Source organism: Streptomyces sp. NPDC002838 (assembly GCF_040295365.1).
In the GTDB taxonomy this organism is placed as follows: Bacteria; Actinomycetota; Actinomycetes; order Streptomycetales; family Streptomycetaceae; genus Streptomyces.
The window spans coordinates 144,851-163,846 of record NZ_JBEOVF010000001.1; the positions used below are offsets into that span (position 1 = coordinate 144,851).

The 18,996-nt window shown below is 71.1% G+C and carries 19 protein-coding genes, 1 other RNA gene and 3 pseudogenes; 11 read left to right on the forward strand and 12 right to left on the reverse strand.

The window, feature by feature from the left end; genetic code table 11:
• The first annotated feature begins 89 nt into the window (after positions 1–89).
• The 5 genes from ABT063_RS00645 (at position 90) to ABT063_RS00665 (ending at position 4,905) form a co-directional block, all read left to right on the forward strand.
• The gene (locus ABT063_RS00645; RefSeq protein ID WP_351054870.1) at positions 90–1,058 is read left to right on the forward strand and encodes a nuclear transport factor 2 family protein; all 969 of its coding nucleotides are present in this window, start codon (positions 90–92) and stop codon (positions 1,056–1,058) included.
• Between the two features lie 204 nt (positions 1,059–1,262).
• Positions 1,263–1,994 (forward strand): hypothetical protein, encoded by a 732-nt coding sequence (locus tag ABT063_RS00650; protein ID WP_351054871.1) that lies wholly within the window; start codon positions 1,263–1,265, stop codon positions 1,992–1,994.
• On the forward strand, positions 1,934–2,080 hold the full coding sequence (locus ABT063_RS00655) for a zinc-binding dehydrogenase (protein WP_351055222.1): 147 nt from the start codon (positions 1,934–1,936) through the stop codon (positions 2,078–2,080). The genes ABT063_RS00650 and ABT063_RS00655 overlap by 61 nt, the downstream gene beginning before the upstream one ends.
• A gap of 68 nt (positions 2,081–2,148) precedes the next feature.
• On the forward strand, positions 2,149–3,057 hold the full coding sequence (locus ABT063_RS00660; RefSeq protein WP_351054872.1) for a pirin family protein: 909 nt from the start codon (positions 2,149–2,151) through the stop codon (positions 3,055–3,057).
• A 669-nt stretch (positions 3,058–3,726) separates the two neighbouring features.
• On the forward strand, positions 3,727–4,905 hold the full coding sequence (locus ABT063_RS00665; protein ID WP_351054873.1) for an amidohydrolase family protein: 1,179 nt from the start codon (positions 3,727–3,729) through the stop codon (positions 4,903–4,905).
• Here the strand turns inward: ABT063_RS00665 and ABT063_RS00670 are convergent.
• The 7 genes and pseudogenes from ABT063_RS00670 to ABT063_RS52145 form a co-directional block, all read right to left on the reverse strand.
• Positions 4,859–5,794, reverse strand: a complete 936-nt coding sequence (locus ABT063_RS00670) for an SDR family NAD(P)-dependent oxidoreductase (protein ID WP_351054874.1) — start codon at positions 5,792–5,794, stop codon at positions 4,859–4,861. The genes ABT063_RS00665 and ABT063_RS00670 overlap by 47 nt on opposite strands.
• A gap of 9 nt (positions 5,795–5,803) precedes the next feature.
• A complete protein-coding gene (locus tag ABT063_RS00675; RefSeq protein ID WP_351054875.1) occupies positions 5,804–5,929 on the reverse strand; it encodes a hypothetical protein in 126 nt (41 codons plus the stop codon).
• Positions 5,930–6,543: 614 nt separating this feature from the next.
• Positions 6,544–6,957: RNase P RNA component class A (gene rnpB / locus ABT063_RS00680), an RNA gene on the reverse strand.
• A gap of 115 nt (positions 6,958–7,072) precedes the next feature.
• Positions 7,073–7,855, reverse strand: a pseudogene (locus ABT063_RS00685) (DMT family transporter); the annotation flags it as partial.
• Positions 7,856–7,873: 18 nt separating this feature from the next.
• On the reverse strand, positions 7,874–8,713 hold the full coding sequence (locus ABT063_RS00690) for an AraC family transcriptional regulator (protein WP_351054876.1): 840 nt from the start codon (positions 8,711–8,713) through the stop codon (positions 7,874–7,876).
• A 23-nt stretch (positions 8,714–8,736) separates the two neighbouring features.
• Positions 8,737–8,898: pseudogene (locus tag ABT063_RS52140) on the reverse strand (Uma2 family endonuclease); the annotation flags it as partial.
• Between the two features lie 4 nt (positions 8,899–8,902).
• Positions 8,903–9,166, reverse strand: a pseudogene (locus ABT063_RS52145) (Uma2 family endonuclease); the annotation flags it as partial.
• 163 nt (positions 9,167–9,329) lie between these two features.
• Here ABT063_RS52145 and ABT063_RS00700 point away from each other — a divergent pair.
• The 4 genes from ABT063_RS00700 (at position 9,330) to eda (ending at position 12,292) form a co-directional block, all read left to right on the forward strand.
• On the forward strand, positions 9,330–10,082 hold the full coding sequence (locus tag ABT063_RS00700) for a MerR family transcriptional regulator (RefSeq protein ID WP_351054877.1): 753 nt from the start codon (positions 9,330–9,332) through the stop codon (positions 10,080–10,082).
• Complete coding sequence (locus tag ABT063_RS00705) at positions 10,079–10,681, forward strand: hypothetical protein (RefSeq protein ID WP_351054878.1); 603 nt, start codon at positions 10,079–10,081, stop codon at positions 10,679–10,681. Before ABT063_RS00700 ends, ABT063_RS00705 begins: the two co-directional genes overlap by 4 nt.
• 98 nt (positions 10,682–10,779) lie before the next feature.
• Positions 10,780–11,562: a peroxide stress protein YaaA gene (yaaA, locus tag ABT063_RS00710; protein WP_351054879.1), complete on the forward strand. Its 783-nt coding sequence runs from the start codon at positions 10,780–10,782 to the stop codon at positions 11,560–11,562.
• Between the two features lie 94 nt (positions 11,563–11,656).
• Complete coding sequence (gene eda, locus ABT063_RS00715) at positions 11,657–12,292, forward strand: bifunctional 4-hydroxy-2-oxoglutarate aldolase/2-dehydro-3-deoxy-phosphogluconate aldolase (RefSeq protein ID WP_351054880.1); 636 nt, start codon at positions 11,657–11,659, stop codon at positions 12,290–12,292.
• On the opposite strand, the gene ABT063_RS00720 is transcribed toward eda, so the two are convergent.
• The 3 genes from ABT063_RS00720 to ABT063_RS00730 are packed head-to-tail and all read right to left on the reverse strand — an operon-like array spanning position 12,267 to position 15,229.
• Complete coding sequence (locus tag ABT063_RS00720) at positions 12,267–13,613, reverse strand: bifunctional RNase H/acid phosphatase (RefSeq protein ID WP_351054881.1); 1,347 nt, start codon at positions 13,611–13,613, stop codon at positions 12,267–12,269. The two genes, eda and ABT063_RS00720, sit on opposite strands and share 26 nt — an antisense overlap.
• 12 nt (positions 13,614–13,625) lie before the next feature.
• Positions 13,626–14,369, reverse strand: coding sequence for a zinc ribbon domain-containing protein (locus ABT063_RS00725; protein ID WP_351055223.1), 744 nt, complete (start codon positions 14,367–14,369; stop codon positions 13,626–13,628).
• Entirely contained in the window at positions 14,366–15,229 is an 864-nt protein-coding gene (locus tag ABT063_RS00730; protein WP_351054882.1) for a Nif3-like dinuclear metal center hexameric protein, read from the reverse strand. Before ABT063_RS00730 ends, ABT063_RS00725 begins: the two co-directional genes overlap by 4 nt.
• A 187-nt stretch (positions 15,230–15,416) precedes the next feature.
• Between ABT063_RS00730 and ABT063_RS00735 the strand changes: the two genes are divergently transcribed.
• Together ABT063_RS00735 and ABT063_RS00740 are read left to right on the forward strand one after the other, a co-directional pair.
• Positions 15,417–16,637: a hypothetical protein gene (locus ABT063_RS00735; protein ID WP_351054883.1), complete on the forward strand. Its 1,221-nt coding sequence runs from the start codon at positions 15,417–15,419 to the stop codon at positions 16,635–16,637.
• A 96-nt stretch (positions 16,638–16,733) separates the two neighbouring features.
• Positions 16,734–16,889, forward strand: coding sequence for a hypothetical protein (locus tag ABT063_RS00740; protein ID WP_351054884.1), 156 nt, complete (start codon positions 16,734–16,736; stop codon positions 16,887–16,889).
• A 63-nt stretch (positions 16,890–16,952) separates the two neighbouring features.
• Here ABT063_RS00740 and ABT063_RS00745 read toward each other — a convergent pair whose 3' ends face one another.
• Both ABT063_RS00745 and ABT063_RS00750 read right to left on the reverse strand, forming a co-directional pair.
• On the reverse strand, positions 16,953–17,891 hold the full coding sequence (locus ABT063_RS00745) for a 3-oxoacyl-ACP reductase (RefSeq protein ID WP_351054885.1): 939 nt from the start codon (positions 17,889–17,891) through the stop codon (positions 16,953–16,955).
• A gap of 9 nt (positions 17,892–17,900) precedes the next feature.
• A complete protein-coding gene (locus ABT063_RS00750) occupies positions 17,901–18,977 on the reverse strand; it encodes a Zn-dependent alcohol dehydrogenase (RefSeq protein ID WP_351054886.1) in 1,077 nt (358 codons plus the stop codon).
• Positions 18,978–18,996 lie beyond the last annotated feature (19 nt).

The window sequence follows — 18,996 nt, forward strand, 5'->3', positions numbered from 1 at the left end:
TTCAGAAAGCGTGAGGTTGAGCTTTCAATCTCTGACGCATCTTTCTTGCCTGACTTCTTGAGGAGAGCGCACCGTGATCCCCACCACCCATGCCCGCAGAGCACTCGTCGCTGCTGGGCGCCGTCGGCGTCCCCGCCGTCGCTGCGCCGTCCGCCGCTCCCGCCGAGCACTCCGGTTATGGCACCCACTCCGGTTATGGCGACTTCGCCCGCCTCAGCTACCAGAAGGCCGTCACCGTACGCGTCCTCAAGGGCCTGTTCGAGCGGGGCGACACCGGGGTCGTCGATCGCTACGTCCGCCCGGAACTCATCCAGCACAACCCGCTCGCGCCCGACGGCGCCGAGGCGCTGAAGAATCTCGGTTCGGACCTCCACCAGCGGTTCCCGGACGCCAAGTACGACATCAAGCGGGTGATATCCGAGGGCGACCTGGTGCTCGTCCACTCGAACGTCGTCATGACGCCGGGCGAACGGGGCAAGGCGGTCTTCGACATCTTCCGATTCCAGGGCGGGAAGATCGCCGAGCAATGGAACGTGGCGCAGGACGTGCCCGAGACTTCCGTGAACGGCAACGACATGTTCTCGACGGAGAGTTGGCCGCGCACGGAGCAGCCGGGGCCGGCGTGGCTCACCGAGTACAACAAGAAGGTGGTCACCAAGGCCTTCGACGAACTCATGGTCCACAAGGACCTGTCGGCGATCGACCGCTACTACGGCCCCGAATACGACCAGCACAACCCGACCGTCCCCGACGGGGTGGAGGGCGCGAAGGCGGGACTCGGCGGACTCTTCGAGGCCCTCCCGCAACTGGAGGTCTTCCGGAAGCGGGTGATCGCGCAGGGCGACCTGGTCGCGATCCACCAGCACTTTGTGGAAGCACCGGGTGCGCGGGGGCAGGCGATTGTGGATCTGTTCCGGGTGCGGAACGGGAAGATCGTCGAGCACTGGGACGTGATCCAGGCCGTGCCGGAGACGTCGGCGAACGACAACACCATGTTCCGAACGGGGCCGAAGACGTCCCCCTCTCCGATCACCGGACCAGTCTGGCACAATGCATGACACATCAAGTATGTTCTTGATGCGTCATGCACCCTGATGCGTCATGCACGATCGCTGGTCCGCTCGTCGGGTCCTGTACGCGAGGAGCAATCGTGAAAGCCGTCACCGCTCACCGCGTTCGGCGCTCCGCCCGTTTTGCGCGAGGACGTTCCGGAGCCGATCACGGGGCCCTGGCAGGTACTGGTCCGCGTCCAGGCGTCGTCAGTGAACTGGCTGGACGCGGACATCACCTACGGCGCCCTCAAGGACGTGGCCCTGCACGAACTGCCGATCACACTGGGCCGGGACTTCGCCTGGATCGTCGAGGCCGTCGGTGAAGGCATCAGCGAGGTGGAGGTCGGCGACGAGATCTTCGGGGCCGTACCCCATGGCGGAGACCGTTCGCGACGAGGCCTGGGCCGAACTCGTCGTGACCGGCGGGCACATGCTGACCCGCAAGCCCACCCGAATCGACACCGCGACCACCGGTGCGGCCGCGCTGACGGCCAGTACGGCGATCATGACGGTCGATGCGCTGGACCTGGCACCCGGCGACACTGCCCTTGCCGTGGGTGCGACCGGCGGGATCGGCGGCATCGCCGTACCACTCGCCCGGGCGGCCGGTGCGACCGTCCTGGCACCAGGACGGCCCGAGGACGAAGAGTACCTGCGCGCCTTGGGCGCGAGCGACGTGCTCGCGCCCGGGGGTGGCCTCGTCGCCGCCGTACGCAGGAAACACCCCGGCGGCGTGGACGCGCTCCTCGACGCCGTGACCGCGTACGAGATCACGCCGTTCGCGGGAGTCGTCAAGGACGGCGGCCGTATCGCCTCGCCGACCTACGCCGCAGGTCATGGCCCAGACCGCACCAACGTCGTGCGCGGGGCCGTGCCCCGAGATCCTCGGGCGCGTGGCGCGCCATCTCGCCGACGGCACGATCAGGATTCCCGTCGGACTGACCTACGCGCCGGCGGACGCGGCCACGGCGCTCCAAGCCCTCGCGACCCGCCACACGCGCGGCAAGATCGCTCTGCGCGTCGCCTGAACCCGGTCCATCCCCCTTCATCACCCCGTCTCCCTTCGAGAGCCGGGCATCGGCATCACGGAGCAACCATGACCGCGCAGTTGCCGGGTGAGCGCACGCTGACCCGCATCACCACCAAGCAGCAGCTGGGCCCCGACGCGCAGGTCGACGACAAGGCACTCGTCTTCGTGCCGACCGACCCGGCCCTGACCGACCCCTTCCTCGCCCTGGTCGAGGACTGGTTCTCCACCCCCGGCTTCGAGTGGCACCCCCACCGCGGCCTGGAGACCGTCACCACCGTCGTGGACGGCGTCCTGGAACACGGCGACAACCTCGGCCACGCCGGGGCGCTTCAGGCCGGTGAGGTGCAGTGGATGACCGCCGGGCGCGGCATCATCCACCGTGAGCTCGCCTACCGCGACGAGCACGCCCACGTGCTGCAGATGTGGCTCAATCTGCCCGCCGAGAAAAAGCTGACGCCGCCGCGCTACCAGGACCTGACCAAGGCCGCCATGCCACGCGTACACGCGCCGGGTGTGACGATCGACGTCCACGCCGGCACCGTCGGCGGCGTCACCGGCGCGGCAGACGCCCGTCACCCGGTGCAGGGCGTCGTCGCCACGCTCGACCCCGGTGCCTTCTACGACCTGCACGTCCCCGCCGAACACCGGCTGTTCGCCCACGTCATGAGCGGGCGCCTGCTGATCGGCGGCCGGGAACTGCACGCGGGGCAGACCGGCTGGTCCGACCCCGTCACAAGAGGGAGCGGGGACGACGGCGGTGCTCCGGCGGCCACCTCGCTGCACCTAGCGACCGTCGACCCCGAACAGCCCGCCCGCGTCATGGTCTACAGCGGCACTCCCCTGCGCGAACCCGTCGCCCTCGGCGGCCCGTTCGTGATGAACACCAAGGTGGAGATCACCAAGGCGTTCACCGACTTCCACGCCGGCGCCTTCGGCCCGGTGCCCCGCCAAACCCGCCTCGCCTACGACCGATGACCGGACATCTGCGACACGGACCGAGAACAACCCAGACCACCAGAAGGACAGAAGGACCAGAAACAAGATCGGGTACTCGCCGGCGCTGCCGGCGCGCTCGACACCATGGCCGTGGGAGTGGGCGCCGGCCTAGGGGTGCCTCCGCGACCGCGACGGCATCCCCGGCACCGCCGGCCGCGCCGGTGACGTTCGCACCCGGCCGGCCCCTCCTCTTCCGCCGGGCAACCGTGATCACCATGGACCCCCGTCGCGGGATACTGCCCGACACCGACGTCCTGGTCCGCGGCACGGACCTGCTGGCCGCCGTCGGGCGTGGTGGTCTGTCATGAGCCGAAGGCGGTGGCACACGCCGTCCGGAGACACCCGAGCAGTCCTGCACGACTTGAGGGACAGGGCTTTGCCGACGAGGCCGACCGTGCGGGCCTGGCGCTCCCCTCACCGCACACCGATGACCTCGCTTCAGCCGATCGACACGGCGATCGCGTCCCCGTCGCGTTCCTTCACGCCCACGCACGCCCTGGACCCCCGCCCCGGCGTGGAGCAGACGGGTGGTGCGCGCCCTGCTCGGACACCGCGCCCGTCCGGAGACGTCGACCGACCTTCACCGACCGGTACGCACATACCTGATCGAGCGAATTCACCGCACGACACTCTCACTTGGAGCTGACAGTGATACACAGCGCACTTCAGGCGCTACGGGCAGGGCACGTCTTCGACGGCGCCGACATCAAGGGAAAACCCGGCATGGTGCTGGTAGAGGACGGCGTCATCCGTGACGTGGACGTCACCGGAGCCCCGCCGCCGCAGCACGCGACGGTCACGGACTTCGGGCCCGACGGGTGGCTGCTTCCCGGGCTGGTCGACGCGCACGTACATCTGTGCTGGGACGCCGGTACAGACGCCGTGGCGCACGTGGCGTCCGGCGACCGCGACACCGTGTTGAAGACCGCGCGCGCCTCCGCGGCGACCGCGCTGCAGGCCGGCATCACGACCGTCCGGGATCTGGGCGACCGCGACTACCTCACCCTGGAGCTGCGGGACCTGGTGCCGCCCACCGAGCGGCCGGAGATCGTCGCGGCAGGCCCGCCGATCACCACGCCCGGCGGCCACTGCCACTTCCTCGGCGGTGAGACCGAGGGGGCCGACGCGCTGCGGGCAGCCGTACGGGAACGCGCCGAGCGCGGCTGCGACGTGGTGAAGGTGATGGCCAGCGGCGGCAACGTGACTCCCGGTTCCAGTCCGCTGCAGCAGCAGTACGGCAGGTCCGACCTGCGGCTGGTCGTCGCAGAAGCGCACCGGCTCGGGCTCGCCGCGGCCGCACACGTCCACGCCGCCGAGGCGATCGGAGACGTGATAGCCGCGGGCTTCGACACCATCGAGCACTTCACCTTCTTCACCGCCGAGGGCATCGCCCTGCGCCCGGAGCTGCTGGACGAGGTCGTGCGGCGAGGAATCGTCGTCAGCCTCACGCTGGGCTCCGTTCCGGGGTCGCCGCCTCCTCCGGCCGTGGCCGCCCGTATCGAGGCCATGGGGGACCTAGCGGGCAAGGTCATCGCCTCGGGTGCCCGGGTTGTCGCCGGCACCGACGCCGGCACCGACGCCATCAAACCCCACGATGTCCTGCCCTATGCGCTGTCTGAGCTCTCCCGGCTGGGGATGCCGACCCTTGACGTGCTGCGATCCGCGACCGCCGTGGCCGCCGAAGCGGTGGGCCTCGGCGGACGCAAGGGCGTACTGCGCCCCGGCGCGGACGCCGACCTCCTCGTGCTCGGCAGCTCTCCGGTCGACGACATCTCCTCGGTCACCGATGTCCGCGCGGTCTACCGGGCAGGCCACCGCGTCCGCTGACGCGGCCGGACCGCGGTCGAGGAGCCGTCTCAGTGAGCCACAGGTACAGCGCGACAGTATCCGCCTGAAACGCGGCCGAAGACACTTTCATCACCGTCAGTGACACCTCTGCCGCTGGACCGTCAAGGTCCGGGGTCAGGCTGTGCACACATAGAGGGGATGGACACATAGAGGGGATGGTGATGCGCCCGGAGGCGCTGCGCGAGGAGACCAGAAGGGCTGCCGCCAAGAAGGCTGCGGCCGGGGGCGGCCCGTTCTTCTCCCCGCCTGGCCGGCGGGGAGAAGAACGGGCGGAAGCGAAGGGCGACCGTCGGCGCGGTCTACGACCTCGCGCCCGACGCCGCGTGAGCCCGGCGATGTGATCGGGCGCGGCGATGCCGACCGGCCCACACCCGCCAAGCGGCCCACGGCGCAGGCGAATTGGCTGACCGCCTCGGTCGAACGCGACGCCGATCAGGTGATCGCGGCGGTGTCCGATGAGGCCGAGCGGCGCGATCCCGGCCGTGAGCGGGAGTGGGTGATGCTGGTCGACGAGGCCCGCCACCAGCTGGATCGGGGCGACGGCGTTGAGGGTGAGCAGCCGGTCGACCTCGTCCGGGGCGACATCAGTGAGCGGGGCGTAGCCGCCCGCTCCGGCGTTGCTGATCAGCAGACGGACGTCTCCGGTGGCCAGCCGGCCAGTCACCGCGGCGAGTCCGTCGTGCGAAGAGAGATCAGCGACCAGGACTTCCACCCCGGCACCGGCTGCGCGGAGTCGGCCGGCCAGGTCGTGGAGCCGGTCCCCGCGACGGGCCACCAGGATGAGGTCGTGGTCCGGCGCGAGGAGGCGGGCGTAGGCGGCGCCAATCCCGGAGGAGGCGCCGGTGACGAGAGCGAGAGTGCGAGACATGCGACCCGTCTACTTCAAGCCGAGGAAGCCGTGACCGCCGACACGCTCGACCGGACTGCTGCGCAGCCGGGGCCGGCGGGTGAGGCTCATGTCCTCCGCCGCACTCGGCACGGTGGCACCAGTGGTGGACTTCACCGCGATGGCCGAGTTCCTGCACTGCGCTCGACGGGATCACGGGCTCCGCGCTCATCGGGCTCGGCATCCGACCGGGCGTCGTTCCACTGTGAGACGTCCCGCGACCGAAGGGCTCCCGCGAGTCACGTCCTCGCAGGAGCCCTTCGTCCTACCACCTGCAAGTGAAGGGCGAGAAGACGATCACGAGCACAGAGACGGGCAGGCCTCGGCGATCACACAGGAGAGCCTGACCACCACCGCCGCACGGGGTTCAGTCCGGCGCGTCCAACGACACCGAGAGGGCGCCATTGACAGCTGTCTCGATATGCCGCGCGAGCAATGCCACGTACCCCGGCCCGGACACGGCCCGCCGGAGGACGCACCATTGGTGCTCAAGTTCAGCCAGAGCAGGCCAGCAAGAGGACACCTCGTACATGTACTTCCAATGCATCAGAATCCGAGATGTCTGCTACAGAACGCCGCTGAACCACATTTGACACCCGGAATGTCCGGATGTGCCGCACGAGCAGCGGACGGGGACAACAATACCTACATCCTGAATTCGACCCGGATTCGACCCGAGCTATTTATTCAGTGAGTAAACATGGCCTCTGACCTGCGGAAATAAAGAGCGGCAGACGAGTCGGGCTATACGCCGGGTTCTGTTCCGAGGGGTCCTCGCGGTCCCCTCGGCGACGGCCATCCATCTAGGACCGGCGTTGCCGCCGGCCTCGTGCGGTCTACCCGCGGACTCGGGCGGGCAGCCCTCGAACGTCCGCGCAGGAGTGCCCCTTCTTCCGAAAGGGCGGTCCCTTTTGACCTTGCTCCGGGTGGGGTTTACCGAGCTGCCCAGGTCACCCTGGGCACTGGTGGTCTCTTACACCACCGTTTCACCCTTACCCAGCGCCTGAGCGCTGGGCGGTCTGTTTTCTGTGGCACTGTCCCGCGGGTCACCCCGGGTGGCCGTTAGCCATCACCCTGCCCTGTGGAGCCCGGACGTTCCTCGGGAAGCCCCCTAAGGGACTCCACGCGGCCGTCCGCCCGGCTCGTCTGCCGTGTCGACCATGTTACCGGGCCGGGGCCCCTCTTCGGTCCTGCCGCCGTCGCCAGCACCGACCCCGCCAGGATCAGCGTGAACGCCGCCACGATGCCCGCCGTCAACGCCTCGTCCAGGAAGATCGCGCCCGCAGCCACCGCGACCGCCGGATTGACGTACGTGAACACCGTCGCCCGGGTCGGGCCGACCTCCTTGATCAGTTCCAGGAAGGCCACGAAGGCGACCGCGGTGCAGACGGCGCCCAGGGCGGCCAGCGCGACCAGGACCTCGGTGGAGGGCAGCTCGGCGGGCCGGGTCAGCGCCGCCGCGGGGGCGTAGACCAGGGCCGAGAGGGCCAGGCAGGGGGCGATGAGCTGGAGGGTCGGGACGTCCTTCAGGTACCGCGCGGCGATCAGCGGGGCGGTCGCGTAGCCGAGGACCGTCAGCAGCACCTCGGCGAGGGAGCGGGCGTCCCCGCCGGTCAGGTGCGGGACCGTGAGGACTCCGACGCCGGCCAGGCCCAGGACCAGGCCGGTCATCCGGCGTATCCCCAAGCGCTCCGTGTCGCCGAAGAAGCGGGCCAGGGCCACTCCTACGATCGGGACGCCGGCGATCAGCAGGCCCGCCGTGGAGCTGGACAGGTGGCGTTCGGCGTCGGTCAGGGTCCACCAGGGGCCGATGATCTCGATGCACGCGAAGGCGAGCATCGGGCGCCAGTGGGTCCGAACGGCGGCGGGCAGGCCGCCCTGCCGTATCGCGAAGGGCAGGAGCAGCGCGGCGCCCAGCGCGCAGCGTGTGAACACCACCATGGACGGGGACAGCGGGGCGTCCACCGCCACCTTGATCAGCAGGTAGGGGATGCCCCAGACCACTCCCATCAGGGAGAACAGGAACCAGCCGCGTGCAGTCATGCGGCCATGCTCACCAGATCAGCGGCGCCCGTCTTGAACGCTGTTGCGGTACACCGCCGGCGTCACCCCCAGCACCCGCCGGAACCAGCGAGTGAGGTGCGCCTGGTCGGCGAAGCCCACCAGGCCCGCGACCTCGGCCGGCTTCAGTCCGGACTCCAGCAGTCCGCGGGCCCGGTGCACCCGGTGCTGCGCCAGCCAGGCGTACGGGGGTATCCCCATCGTCGTACGGAAGGCTCGGAGGAGTTGGTAGCGGGACAGGCCCAGCTCGGCGGCGAGCAGGGCGAGGGAGGGAGGCTCCAGGAGCTCGTCGGCGAGCCGGTCCCGTACGGCGTGGGCGATGTGCGCGGCACCGGGCACAACATCCCTAGCTGCGCGGGCCGTCGAGTGGCGACGAGCCAGCGCCGTGAGCAGCCACGGGAGGCGGGACTCCGTCTCCAACGGGTCGGGGCAGGAGCTGAGTTCGGTGTGGGCGCGGTTGAGGGCGGTGGCGAGTTCGGGGTCGTCGAGGAGGGGCTCGCGGAAGTACGGGGGGCCGCCGAGGGTGCCGTCGGTGAGCAGGGAGGGGTCGGGGTACAGGGCGCGGTAGGCGTAGCCGTCGGACGCGGCGGGGCGGCCGGTGTGCATCTCGCCGGGGGCCAGTACGACGATGGAGCCCGGGCCGGGCCGGAGGTGGTCGCCCCGGTAGTCGATGACCTCGGAGCCTGCGACGCAGATGCCGATGCTGAACTCCTCGTGCGTGTGCGAGGCGTAGACGTGCTGGTCGAAACGGGCCGTCAGCAGGTCGAGTTCGGGGCCGCAGCGGCCGAGGCGTGCCCTGGTCCAGCGGGCCTGTTCCCGGACGCGTTCCTGTGTGCTCACGTCGTACCCCCTGCTCAAGGGGATCAGAGGAAGTCCGTGGTGTCCAGGTCGAAGGCGAACGGCTCGGGGAGGGTGAGCGGTTTACCGAACGGGCGGGTGCAGTGCTCGCGGTAGTCGTCCTGCTTCGGATCGCTGAACAACGTGATCTGAGCCGTGTCCCGGTCTACGAGCAGGTAGAGAGGGATGCGAGATCACGTGGTTCTTCGGGCAGGCATTTCCGCTCCGCGATTTCAGCCCCTTGTTCCCGGAGAAATCCATGTCGGTCTGGGACTGCTTGATCACTTGCCGCACGATCCGGCTGATGTACTTCTCATGATCCCCGTCCGGCGGCGGCGTCACAACGATCTCCCCCTCGATCAACTCGGCCCGGAAGCCCTCCGGGGTGTCGAGGGCCAGGAAGATCTCCAGCAAGCCCTCCGCCGGCGTGAGCGGCTCATGGGCCACGGCAGTCATGTCACGCCCCTCCTTCGGTCGCTCGCCGGACTGGGACATCGCCGGATCACCTGTTCGTGAGATCGGGAACCGTTCCCTCGACCGTGGCACACGATCACGGCCACCGTCAGGCGCCGAGCCGCGCGCTTGACCCTGCCGCAACGTCAACGTCTCTACTGTTCCCATGCGGATCGGAGAACTCGCCGCCGCCGTCGGCGTCACCACGCGGACCGTGCGGCATTACCACCACCTGGGCCTGCTGCCTGAGCCCGAGCGGCTTGCGAACGGCTACCGGAACTACACGCTCCGGCACGCCGTCGTGCTCGCCCGGATCCGGCGGCTGACCGAGTTGGGGCTCGGTCTCGCCGAGGTGCGGGACGTGCTCGCCGAGGACGCGGGCAAGGATCTCGTCGAGGTGCTCACCGAGCTGGACCAGGATCTCGCCCGGCAGGAGGCCGCGATCCGGGAGCGGCGGACGCGGCTGCGCGCCCTGTTGGACGAGGAGGGCGGGCTGCCCGTCGAGGGGCCGGTCTCGCCCCAGCTGGCGGCCCTGTTCAGCGAGGTGGGGCAGCCGTCCGGCTCCCCCATGGCCGCCAAGGACCGCGAGATCCTCGCGCTGATCGACACGGCGGCGACGCCGGAGGCCCGGGAGCAGATGGCGGCCCTGCTGGGCACCGCCTTCGGGAGCCCGGAGGCGGTGGCACGGGCGCACGAGGCGTACGCGCTGCTCGACGACCTCGCGGACGCCGATCCGGACGACCCGCGCGTGACGGAGGCGGCCCGCCTCCTCGCCGATCTGATCCCTCACGAGATGCTCCCGGAGGCCGACATCGACCACGACAACAGCTTTCTGCGCGCCCTCTACGCCGACTTCGCGCCCGCGCAGGCCGAGGCGATCCGCCGAGCGCTGCGGATCCTGACCGAGGGGCGCCGATGAGGACGGCGCTCGTCCTGGCCCGGCACGAGCTGCGGCTGATGGTGAGCCTGGTGCTGTGGGCGGCGAGGAGAACCCACGACACCCAAGGCGGGCGGGCCTTCGGTTACGCGGGCGGGCAGGGCGCGATGATGTTCGGCTTCGCGTTCGTGTGCCTGGTGGAGACGGTGGCGATGTCCGTGCTGCTGCGCGACTGGCCGACCGTGCACGCGGTGGTGTTCTTCCTGGACGTGTACGGGATCGTCATCGTCGTCGCGATGCACGCGGCGAGCGTGGTCCGGCCGCATGTACTGGAGGGCGGCTCGCTGCGGATCCGCCGTGCCGCCCATGTCGATCTGCGCATACCGGTGGAGAAGATCGCGTCCGTACGCCGGGAACTGCGGACCGTCCACGAGCGGACCGACGGCGAACTGAACCTCGCCATCGGCGCCCAGACCTCCGTCACCCTCGAACTCACCGAGCCCGTCCCCCACTTCACCTTCCTCGGCCGCCGCCGGGACGTCCGTCTCGTCCGCTGTCACGCCGACGACGCCACCGCGTTCGTCCGCGCGATCACGCAGGCGCGCAGCGCACCTTCGCCGCTCCCGGATCGGCCTGCGTGAGCCGCACCCGCAGACGTTCGGCATACGGCGAGCGTGGGGCGGGGGCTGCCGGGTGGCACGCCGTACCCTGTCCCGGAGCTCAACCGAAGGAGATCCCCGTGCTTGTCCTGCTGCCGCCCTCCGAAGGCAAGGCGTCTTCCGGCCGTGGCGCCCCGCTGAAGCTGGAGTCGCTGTCGCTGCCGGGGCTCACCGAGGCCCGTGAGGCCGTGCTCGACGAGTTGGTCGAACTGTGCGTGGGCGACGAGGACAAAGCGCGCGAGGTGCTCGGGCTGAGCGAGGGACTGCGGGGCGAGGTCGCGAAGAACGCGGAGCTGCGGACGGCGGGGGCACGGCCCGCCGGAGAGATCTACACGGGCGTGCTGTACGACGCCCTCGACCTGGCCTCTCTCGACACGGCCGGGAAACGGCGGGCCTCCCGCTCCCTGCTCGTGTTCTCGGGGTTGTGGGGTGCCGTCCGGGTGACGGACCGGATCCCGTCGTACCGCTGCTCGATGGGAGTGAGGCTGCCCGGGCTCGGGGCGCTGGGCACGCACTGGCGTACGCCGATGGCGGCGGCGCTGCCCGAGGCGGCCGGGGGCGGGCTGGTGCTGGACCTGCGGTCCTCCGCCTACGCGGCGGCGTGGAAGCCGAAGGGCGAGGTCGCGGGGCGGACGGCGACCGTACGGGTGTTGCACGCGCCGACGCGGAAGGTGGTCAGCCACTTCAACAAGGCGACGAAGGGGAGGATCGTCCGCAGTCTGCTGTCGGCCGGGGCAGCTCCCAAGGGCCCGGCGGAGCTGGTGGAGGCGCTGCGGGATCTCGGGTACGTCGTGGAGGCGCAGGCCCCTGCGGCGGCGGGGAAGTCGTGGTCGCTGGACGTGCTGGTGACGGAGGTCCACTGAAGCACCCCCGGCGCGTCCACTGAAGCACCCAAGCGCGTTGCAGTACACGCAACGCGCTTTGCGCAGGCTGCGCACCGGCGGGCAGGATAAGGCCATGACCTCATCCCTGCTCGATCTCGCTCCCGTCCTCCCCGTGGTCGTCGTCGAGGACGTCGCCGACGCCGTGCCGCTCGCCCGGGCGCTGGTCGCGGGCGGGCTGCCCGCGATCGAGGTGACCTTGCGGACGCCGGCCGCGGTGGACGCGATCCGGGCGATCGCGGCGGAGGTCCCGGACGCGGTGGTCGGTGCGGGCACGGTCGTCACGCCGGCGCAGGTGAGCGAGGTCGTGGCGGCGGGCGCGCGTTTTCTGGTCAGCCCGGGCTGGACGGACGTACTGCTGAAGGCGATGCGGGCGTCCGGGGTGCCGTTCCTGCCGGGGGTGTCGACCACGTCGGAGGTCGTGGCGCTGCTTGAGCGCGGGGTGCGGGAGATGAAGTTCTTCCCGGCCGAGGCGGCGGGCGGTACGGCGTATCTGAAGTCGCTGGCCGGGCCGCTGCCGCAGGCCCGTTTCTGCCCGACCGGGGGCATCGGACCGGACTCCGCGCCGGAGTACCTGGCGCTGCCCAACGTCGCCTGTGTGGGCGGGACCTGGATGCTGCCCAGGGACGCGGTGGCCGACCGCGACTGGGGGCGCGTCGAGGCGCTGGCCCGGGCGGCTGCCGGGCTCAGCGCAGGTGGGACGTGTCGTTGAAGAGGCGGACGCTGGCGTTGCCGTCCGCGTAGTACGCCACCGCCGACAGCGAGGCGGCCGACAGCTCCATGCGGAACAGGGACTCCGGCGGGGCGCCGAGGGCGAGACGTACGAACGTCTTGATCGGGGTGACGTGGGTGACGAGGAGGACCGTGCGGCCCGCGTACGCCGCGATCAGTTTGTCGCGGGTGGCGGCGATGCGGGTGGCCGTGGCGGTGAAGCTCTCGCCGCCGCCGGTGGGCTGGGCGTCCGGGTCGGCCAGCCACTTGGTCAGGTCGTCGGGGTGGCGTTCGCGCACCTCGGCGAAGGTGAGCCCCTCCCAGGCGCCGAAGTCGGTCTCGCGCAGGCCGTCGTCGAGGGTGACCTCGAGGCCGAGACGGGCGGCGACGATGCCGGCGGTTTCGCGGGTACGGGCGAGGGGGGAGGCGACGACGTGCTGGACGGTGCCGCGCCGGGCCAGCACCGCGGCGACCCGCTCGGCCTGCTCCCGGCCGGCGTCGGAGAGGGAGGGGTCGGTGCCGCCACTGCCCGAGAACCGCTTCTGCGGGGTCAGCGGGGTCTCTCCGTGCCGGAGCAGTACGAAGGTCGCGGGCGCGCCCATGTCGGCGGGCGCCCAACCGGGTGAGGCGACGGTACGGGCGGCGCGCACATCGGCGTCGGCCTTGGCGGCGGGAGCGGAGGGAGCGGGCAGGTCCGGCGCTGCCGCCTGCCCCGCCTCAGCCGCGCTGGTCGCCGTGTCCCGGCCGTCCGCCAAGGCCTGGCCACCCGCCAAGGCCGCCCGCGCCCGTGCCGCGCCTGCCGTGGCGTCGCCCGGAGGGCCCGAGGCCTGAGGGTCGGACGGCTCGGGAGTCGCGGTCCTCGCGGCGCGCGCGTCCAGTTCCGCCCTGGACTGCGACGCCGACCACTGCTCCCCCCGCTTCCCCGCGTCCATCGCCTCGTTGGCGAGGCGGTCCGCGTGCTTGTTCTGCTCGCGGGGGATCCACTCGTACGTGACCCGGTCCGGCGGGAACACCCGGGCCGCCTCCGCCGCCAGGGGCTTCATGTCGGGGTGTTTGATCTTCCAGCGGCCCGTCATCTGCTCGACGACGAGCTTGGAGTCCATGCGGACGCGGACCGTGGCGGAGGGGTCCAGTTCGTGGGCGGCGCGCAGGCCGGCGAGCAGGCCCCGGTACTCGGCCACGTTGTTCGTGGCGACGCCGAGGTACTCGGCCGCCTCGACCAGGGTCTCCCCCGTCGTCGCGTCGAGCACCACGGAGCCGTAGCCGGCGGGCCCCGGGTTGCCCCGCGACCCGCCGTCCGCCTCGACGATGAACTCCCGCACCGCGTACGCCCCTTACAGGCCGGACTCGGAGGTCCGCACCAGAATGCGACGGCAGTTCTCGCAGCGGACGACCGTGTCGGGCGCCGCCGCGCGGATCTCGTTGATGTCGGTGATCGCCAGCTCCTGGCGGCAGCCCTGGCAGGTGCGCTGGTACAGCTTGGCCGCGCCGATGCCGCCCTGCTGCTCGCGCAGCTTCTCGTAGAGCTTGAGCAGGTCGGCGGGGATGGCCCCCGCGATGACCTCGCGCTCCTTCGTCACCGAATCCGCCTCGCCGTCCAGCGACTCGAAGGCCGCGTCACGGCGGGCCGTGGCGTCGTCGATCTTCGACTGGACGGAGCCGACCCGCTCGGTCAGCTCGGCGACCCGCTCCTGCGCGGACTCGCGGCGCTCCATGACCTCCAGGACGACGTCCTCCAGGTCGCCCTGCCGCTTGGCGAGCGAGGCGATCTCGCGCTGGAGGTTCTCCAGGTCCTTGGGGGACGTGATGGCTCCCGAGTCCAGGCGCTGCTGGTCGCGGGAGGCGCGCTGGCGCACCTGGTCCACGTCCTGCTCGGCCTTGGTCTGCTCGCGGGCGCAGTCGCTCTCCTCGGTCTGCGCGGCCACCAGGAGGTCGCGCAGTTGAGTCAGATCTTTCGTCAGCGACTCGATCTCGGCGTGCTCGGGCAACGACCTCCGCTTGTGCGCGAGCTGCTGCAGGCGCACGTCGAGGTCCTGGACGTCGAGGAGTCGGATCTGGTCTGCGGGCGCGGCGTTCAGTTGGGGGCTCCAGATGAATCAGAAGGGGTGGAGGCCGCGTGGGCGGTCCAGGGGTCGGTGACCGTCTTCGAGACGTGGACCCTCAGGTCCCATCCGTTCCGGTCGGAGATCTCGTCGAGCTGGGCGGCGGCCAGCTCGCACCAGGGCCATTCGGTGGCCCAGTGCGCCGCGTCGAGCAGCGCGAGAGGCCTGGGGGCGATGGCCGCCGTGAACTCTGAGGCCGGATGGTGGCGCAGGTCCGCGGTGAGGAAGGCGTCGACGCCGGCCGCGCGGACGTCGTCGAACAGGCTGTCGCCGGAGCCGCCGCTGACGGCGACCGTGTGGACGGTCGCCTCGGGGTCGCCGGCCACGCGGATGCCCTGCGCGGTGGCGGGCAGCCGCTGGGCGGCGCGGGCGGCGAGTTCGCGGACGCTCAACGGGTGGTCAAGTTCGCAGATCCGGCCCAGGCCGCGGCGGCCCTCCGGGTCGGTCGGGTCCGGCACCAGCGGTCGTACGACACGAAGGTCCAGGGCCCCGGCCAGCGCGTCGCTGACGCCCGGGTCGGCCGTGTCCGCGTTCGTGTGAGCCACGTGCAGCGCGATGTCGTTCTTGATCAGCGTGTGCACCACACGGCCCTTGAAGGTGGAGGCCGCGACCGTCGTCGTACCGCGCAGATAGAGCGGATGGTGGGTGACCAGCAGGTCGGCGCCCAGCTTGACCGCCTCGTCGACGATCTCCTGGACCGGGTCGACTGCGAACAGGACCCGGGAGACCTCCTGGTCGGGGTCGCCCACGACGGTGCCGACCGCGTCCCAGGACTCGGCCCGCTCGGCCGGCCACAGGTTCTCCAGCGCGGTGATGACTTCAGACAGACGGGGCACGAACAAAAGGCTACCTGGCCGTTCTCCCCCACTGAACCGGCCCGCTGCCCCTCGCCCCGCCCAGCACACTCGCCCCGGTTTCCTCAGGCGAATCGTTCCTGGGCCACCCTTATGTGTGAAGTGGCCTTCGGCCGGTCCCCCGTCTGTGCGTACGAAAACTAGCTTCGTCGCTGGAGGTGACCGCACGATGACAGCCTGTGCCATCGAGCCTGCCGCGGGAGACGAGGACGACCGGACCGCGCGACCGGGCTGCACCATCACCGCGGACGGAGCCTACGCCGCCCGCCTCGCGCCCGCCGGCGACTGCTGGTTCCCGGAGCGCTGGACGCTGGACGGCCCCGAGCCGTACGCGGTGCCACTGCCCGGCCACCAGCCGGAGGAGCCCGGCACCGAGGTGCAGCCGATGGGCGACGGACGGGTCCTCATCCGGCGGCTCACGGACGGCAGGCACCACTTCTCACTGCTCTACCCGACCGGCCCCGGCACGGGCGAGCTGCCGCTCGGCGCGGTCGAGTGCCCGGACGAGGGCACCCGGCTGCGGCTGCTGCCGCCCGCGCCGGGCGGCGACACGGCGTACGCCCTCGCCGTGGGCCGGCATTCCAGCGCGGTATGGCTGGTGGCGGGCGGAGCCTTCGGGCCCGAGCACCTCGCCGAGGTCCCGGGTCGCTGCTCGGGCGGGGTGTGGCTGGACCGTACGGGGCGGATGCTGGCGCTCGACCGGGAGGCCGGCGGCCGGACCAAGACGGTCGTGGTGGACCTGGAACGCGGCGGCGAGGTCTCGCCCCTGTTGCAGATCGCGGCCGACAGCGACGACCGGCTGCTGCTCGCCGACCCCGACAGCGGACTGCTGCTGATCCGCTCGGACGCGCCGTCGCCGGGGCAGGACCGGGTGGGCTGGGGCGTACTGGGCAGCACGCTGCCGGTGCGCTTCCCGGAGTGCCTGCGCCCGGCACACTGCCGTGTCACGCCGTTCGCGATCCAGCCGGGGCAGGTGCTGACGCCGGAGCACTGCGGGGTGGCCCTGCGCGTCGATGGCCCGCTCGGCAGCTGGGTCGGGGTGTGGCGGCCCGCCGAGCGGCAGATGCGCCATCTCCCCGCGCCGGAGGGGTGGTTGGCGGGCGCCGGGTTGTGGACCGAGGACGGGGTGCTCCAACTGCCGTACGCCACGGCCGAGGTGCCGTGCGGGGTGGCTCGGATGACGGTGCCGGCCGTTGCGGCTGCACAGCGTGCGTCAGTACCAAGGGAGCCGAGGGAGTCAAGGGAGGCGAGGGAACAGGATGAATCAGATGAAGTGGATGAATCAGATGGTGAAGCCGATGATCCCGATGAACCGGACCCTCCGGCTCCCGTAGCGCCCCGCCCGATGCCGTTGCAGCAAGCACCCCTGGCACGTCTTGTAACGAAGTAGTGCCGGTTGGCGTGGCCACCTGGATTCGGCCTGTGGGGTGCCGGTTAAACTCGCCCGGCTGTTAGAAAGATCATGTTGACGGGGTGAACCTTTCCGATGAGCGACACAAGCACCATGGAGCCGCTGCCCACCGAGTCCCAGGAAGACGCCGGCCGCGGCCGGCACCGGGGTCCGGTCTCGGACCACGACGGCGAGACGGCCCCTCGTGGCCGTCACCGCAAGCCGGTCGAGGACACCGAGGCGGCTGCCTGACGGTATGCCGAAGGGGCCCGCGTGTCAGCCGACGCGCGGGCCCCTTCCGTATGCCTGCCGTGACTACTGCCTCTTGAGCCCCAGCACCTCCGCCGCCGCGAACGTCTCCCCCGGCGGCCGCTGCGCGAAGTGCGGCGTGAGTACGGCGTCCAGCTCGTCGTACGTGAACGTCTCCTGCTTGCTGTCGAACTTGGCCTGCACCCGCGGCCGTTCGACGACCGCCACCATGCCGCCGTGCACGACGAGCACCTGCCCGTTGACCCGCTCGGCGGCGGGCGAGGCCAAGTAGCCGACGAGCGGCGCGACATGCTCGGGGGCCAGCGGGTCCAGCCCCTCCACCGGCCGCTCGAAGCCCGCGAAGACGTCCTCGGTCATACGGGTGCGGGCGCGCGGGCAGATGGCGTTCGCCGTCACGCCGTACTTGGCGAGGGCGAGGGCCGTCGACGTCGTGAGCCCGACGATTCCGCCCTTCGCCGCCGCGTAGTTGGGCTGTCCGGCGGATCCCGCGAGGAACGCCTCGGACGAGGTGTTCACGATCCGCCCGTACACCGGCCCGCCGGCCGCCTTGGACCGCTCGCGCCAGTGTGCGGCCGCGAAGTGGGTGGTGTTGAAGTGGCCCTTGAGGTGGACGCGGATCACCGCGTCCCACTCTTCCTCCGTCATGGAGAAGACCATCCGGTCGCGCAGGATGCCGGCGTTGTTGACCAGGATGTCGAGTCGACCGAACTCTGTTGTCGCCAACTCCAACAGACGCGCCGCCTGTTGGAAGTCGGCGACGTCCCCGGTGTGGGCGAGGGCCGTGCCGCCCGCCGCCCGGATCTCGGCGGCGACCTGCTCGGCGGGGGCGGCGGAGGACTCGCCCGAGCCGTCCCGGCCGGGCTGCCCGTAGTCGTTGACGACGACGGCCGCGCCGAGCCGGGCCAGCTCCAGTGCCTCGGCCCGCCCGAGTCCGCGTCCGGCACCGGTGACGATCGCGGCGCGTCCTTCAAGTGGCAGTGACATACAGGGCCCTCAGATCTCGATGCACGTACGCAGCGAGGTCCCCGTACGCATCTGGTCGAGGGCCTCGTTGATCTCGGTCAGCGGCACCCGGTGCGTGATCAGGCCCGCCAGGTCGACGCGGCCCGCCCGCCACAGGGCGATGGTCCGCTCGTAGGAGCGCAGCACGTCCCCGCCGCCGTACATGGACGGCAGGATCCGTTTCTCGTCGAAGAACAGCTCGAACATGTTGAGCTGGAGGAAGTCGTCCATGGCACCCGCGCCGACGATGACGAGCGTGCCGCCGCGCCGGGTGTTCTCGTACGCCGTCCGGGCGGTGGCCGACCTGCCGACGACCTCGAAGACGTAGTCGAAGCCCTCGCCGCCGGTGAGCTGTTGCTTGGCGTCGGGCAGTTCGTCGGGCGAGACCGCCTTCGTCGCGCCGAACTTCAGCGCGGACTCGCGGCGCGAGGCGACCGGGTCGACGGCGACGATCTCGGCGGCCCCCTTGAGCCTGGCGCCCTGGACGGCGGAGATGCCGACGCCTCCGCAGCCGATGACGGCGACCGACGAACCGGCCTCGACGTCCGCGGTGTTGAGCGCGGCGCCAAGTCCGGTGGTCACCCCGCAGCCGATGAGGGCGGCGATGTCGAAGGGCACGTCGTCGGGGATCGGCACCGCGCACCCGGCGTCGACGACGACCTCCTCGGCGAAGGTGCCGGTGCCGGCGAAGCCGAAGACCTCACCGCCGGGGCGCTTGAAGTTGGGGGTACCGGCGTTCATGAACCCGGCCAGGCACAGCTGGGTCTGTCCGCGCTTGCAGGCGGGACAGGCTCCGCAGGCGGGCAGCCAGCACACGACCACCCGGTCGCCGGGCTTCAAGTGGCTCACACCCTCGCCCACTTCGAGGATCTCGCCCGCTCCCTCGTGACCGGGCACGAACGGCGCCGGCTGCGGCAGTACGCCGCCCATCGCGGACAGGTCCGAGTGGCACAGCCCGGTGGCCCGCACCCGGATCCTCGCCCTGCCGGGGCCGAAGCCCACCGCCTCGACGTCGTCGAAGACCTCCAGTTTGTCCTGGCCGATCTCGTTCAGTACGGCTGCGCGCATGGTGCGGCTCCCCTCAGGC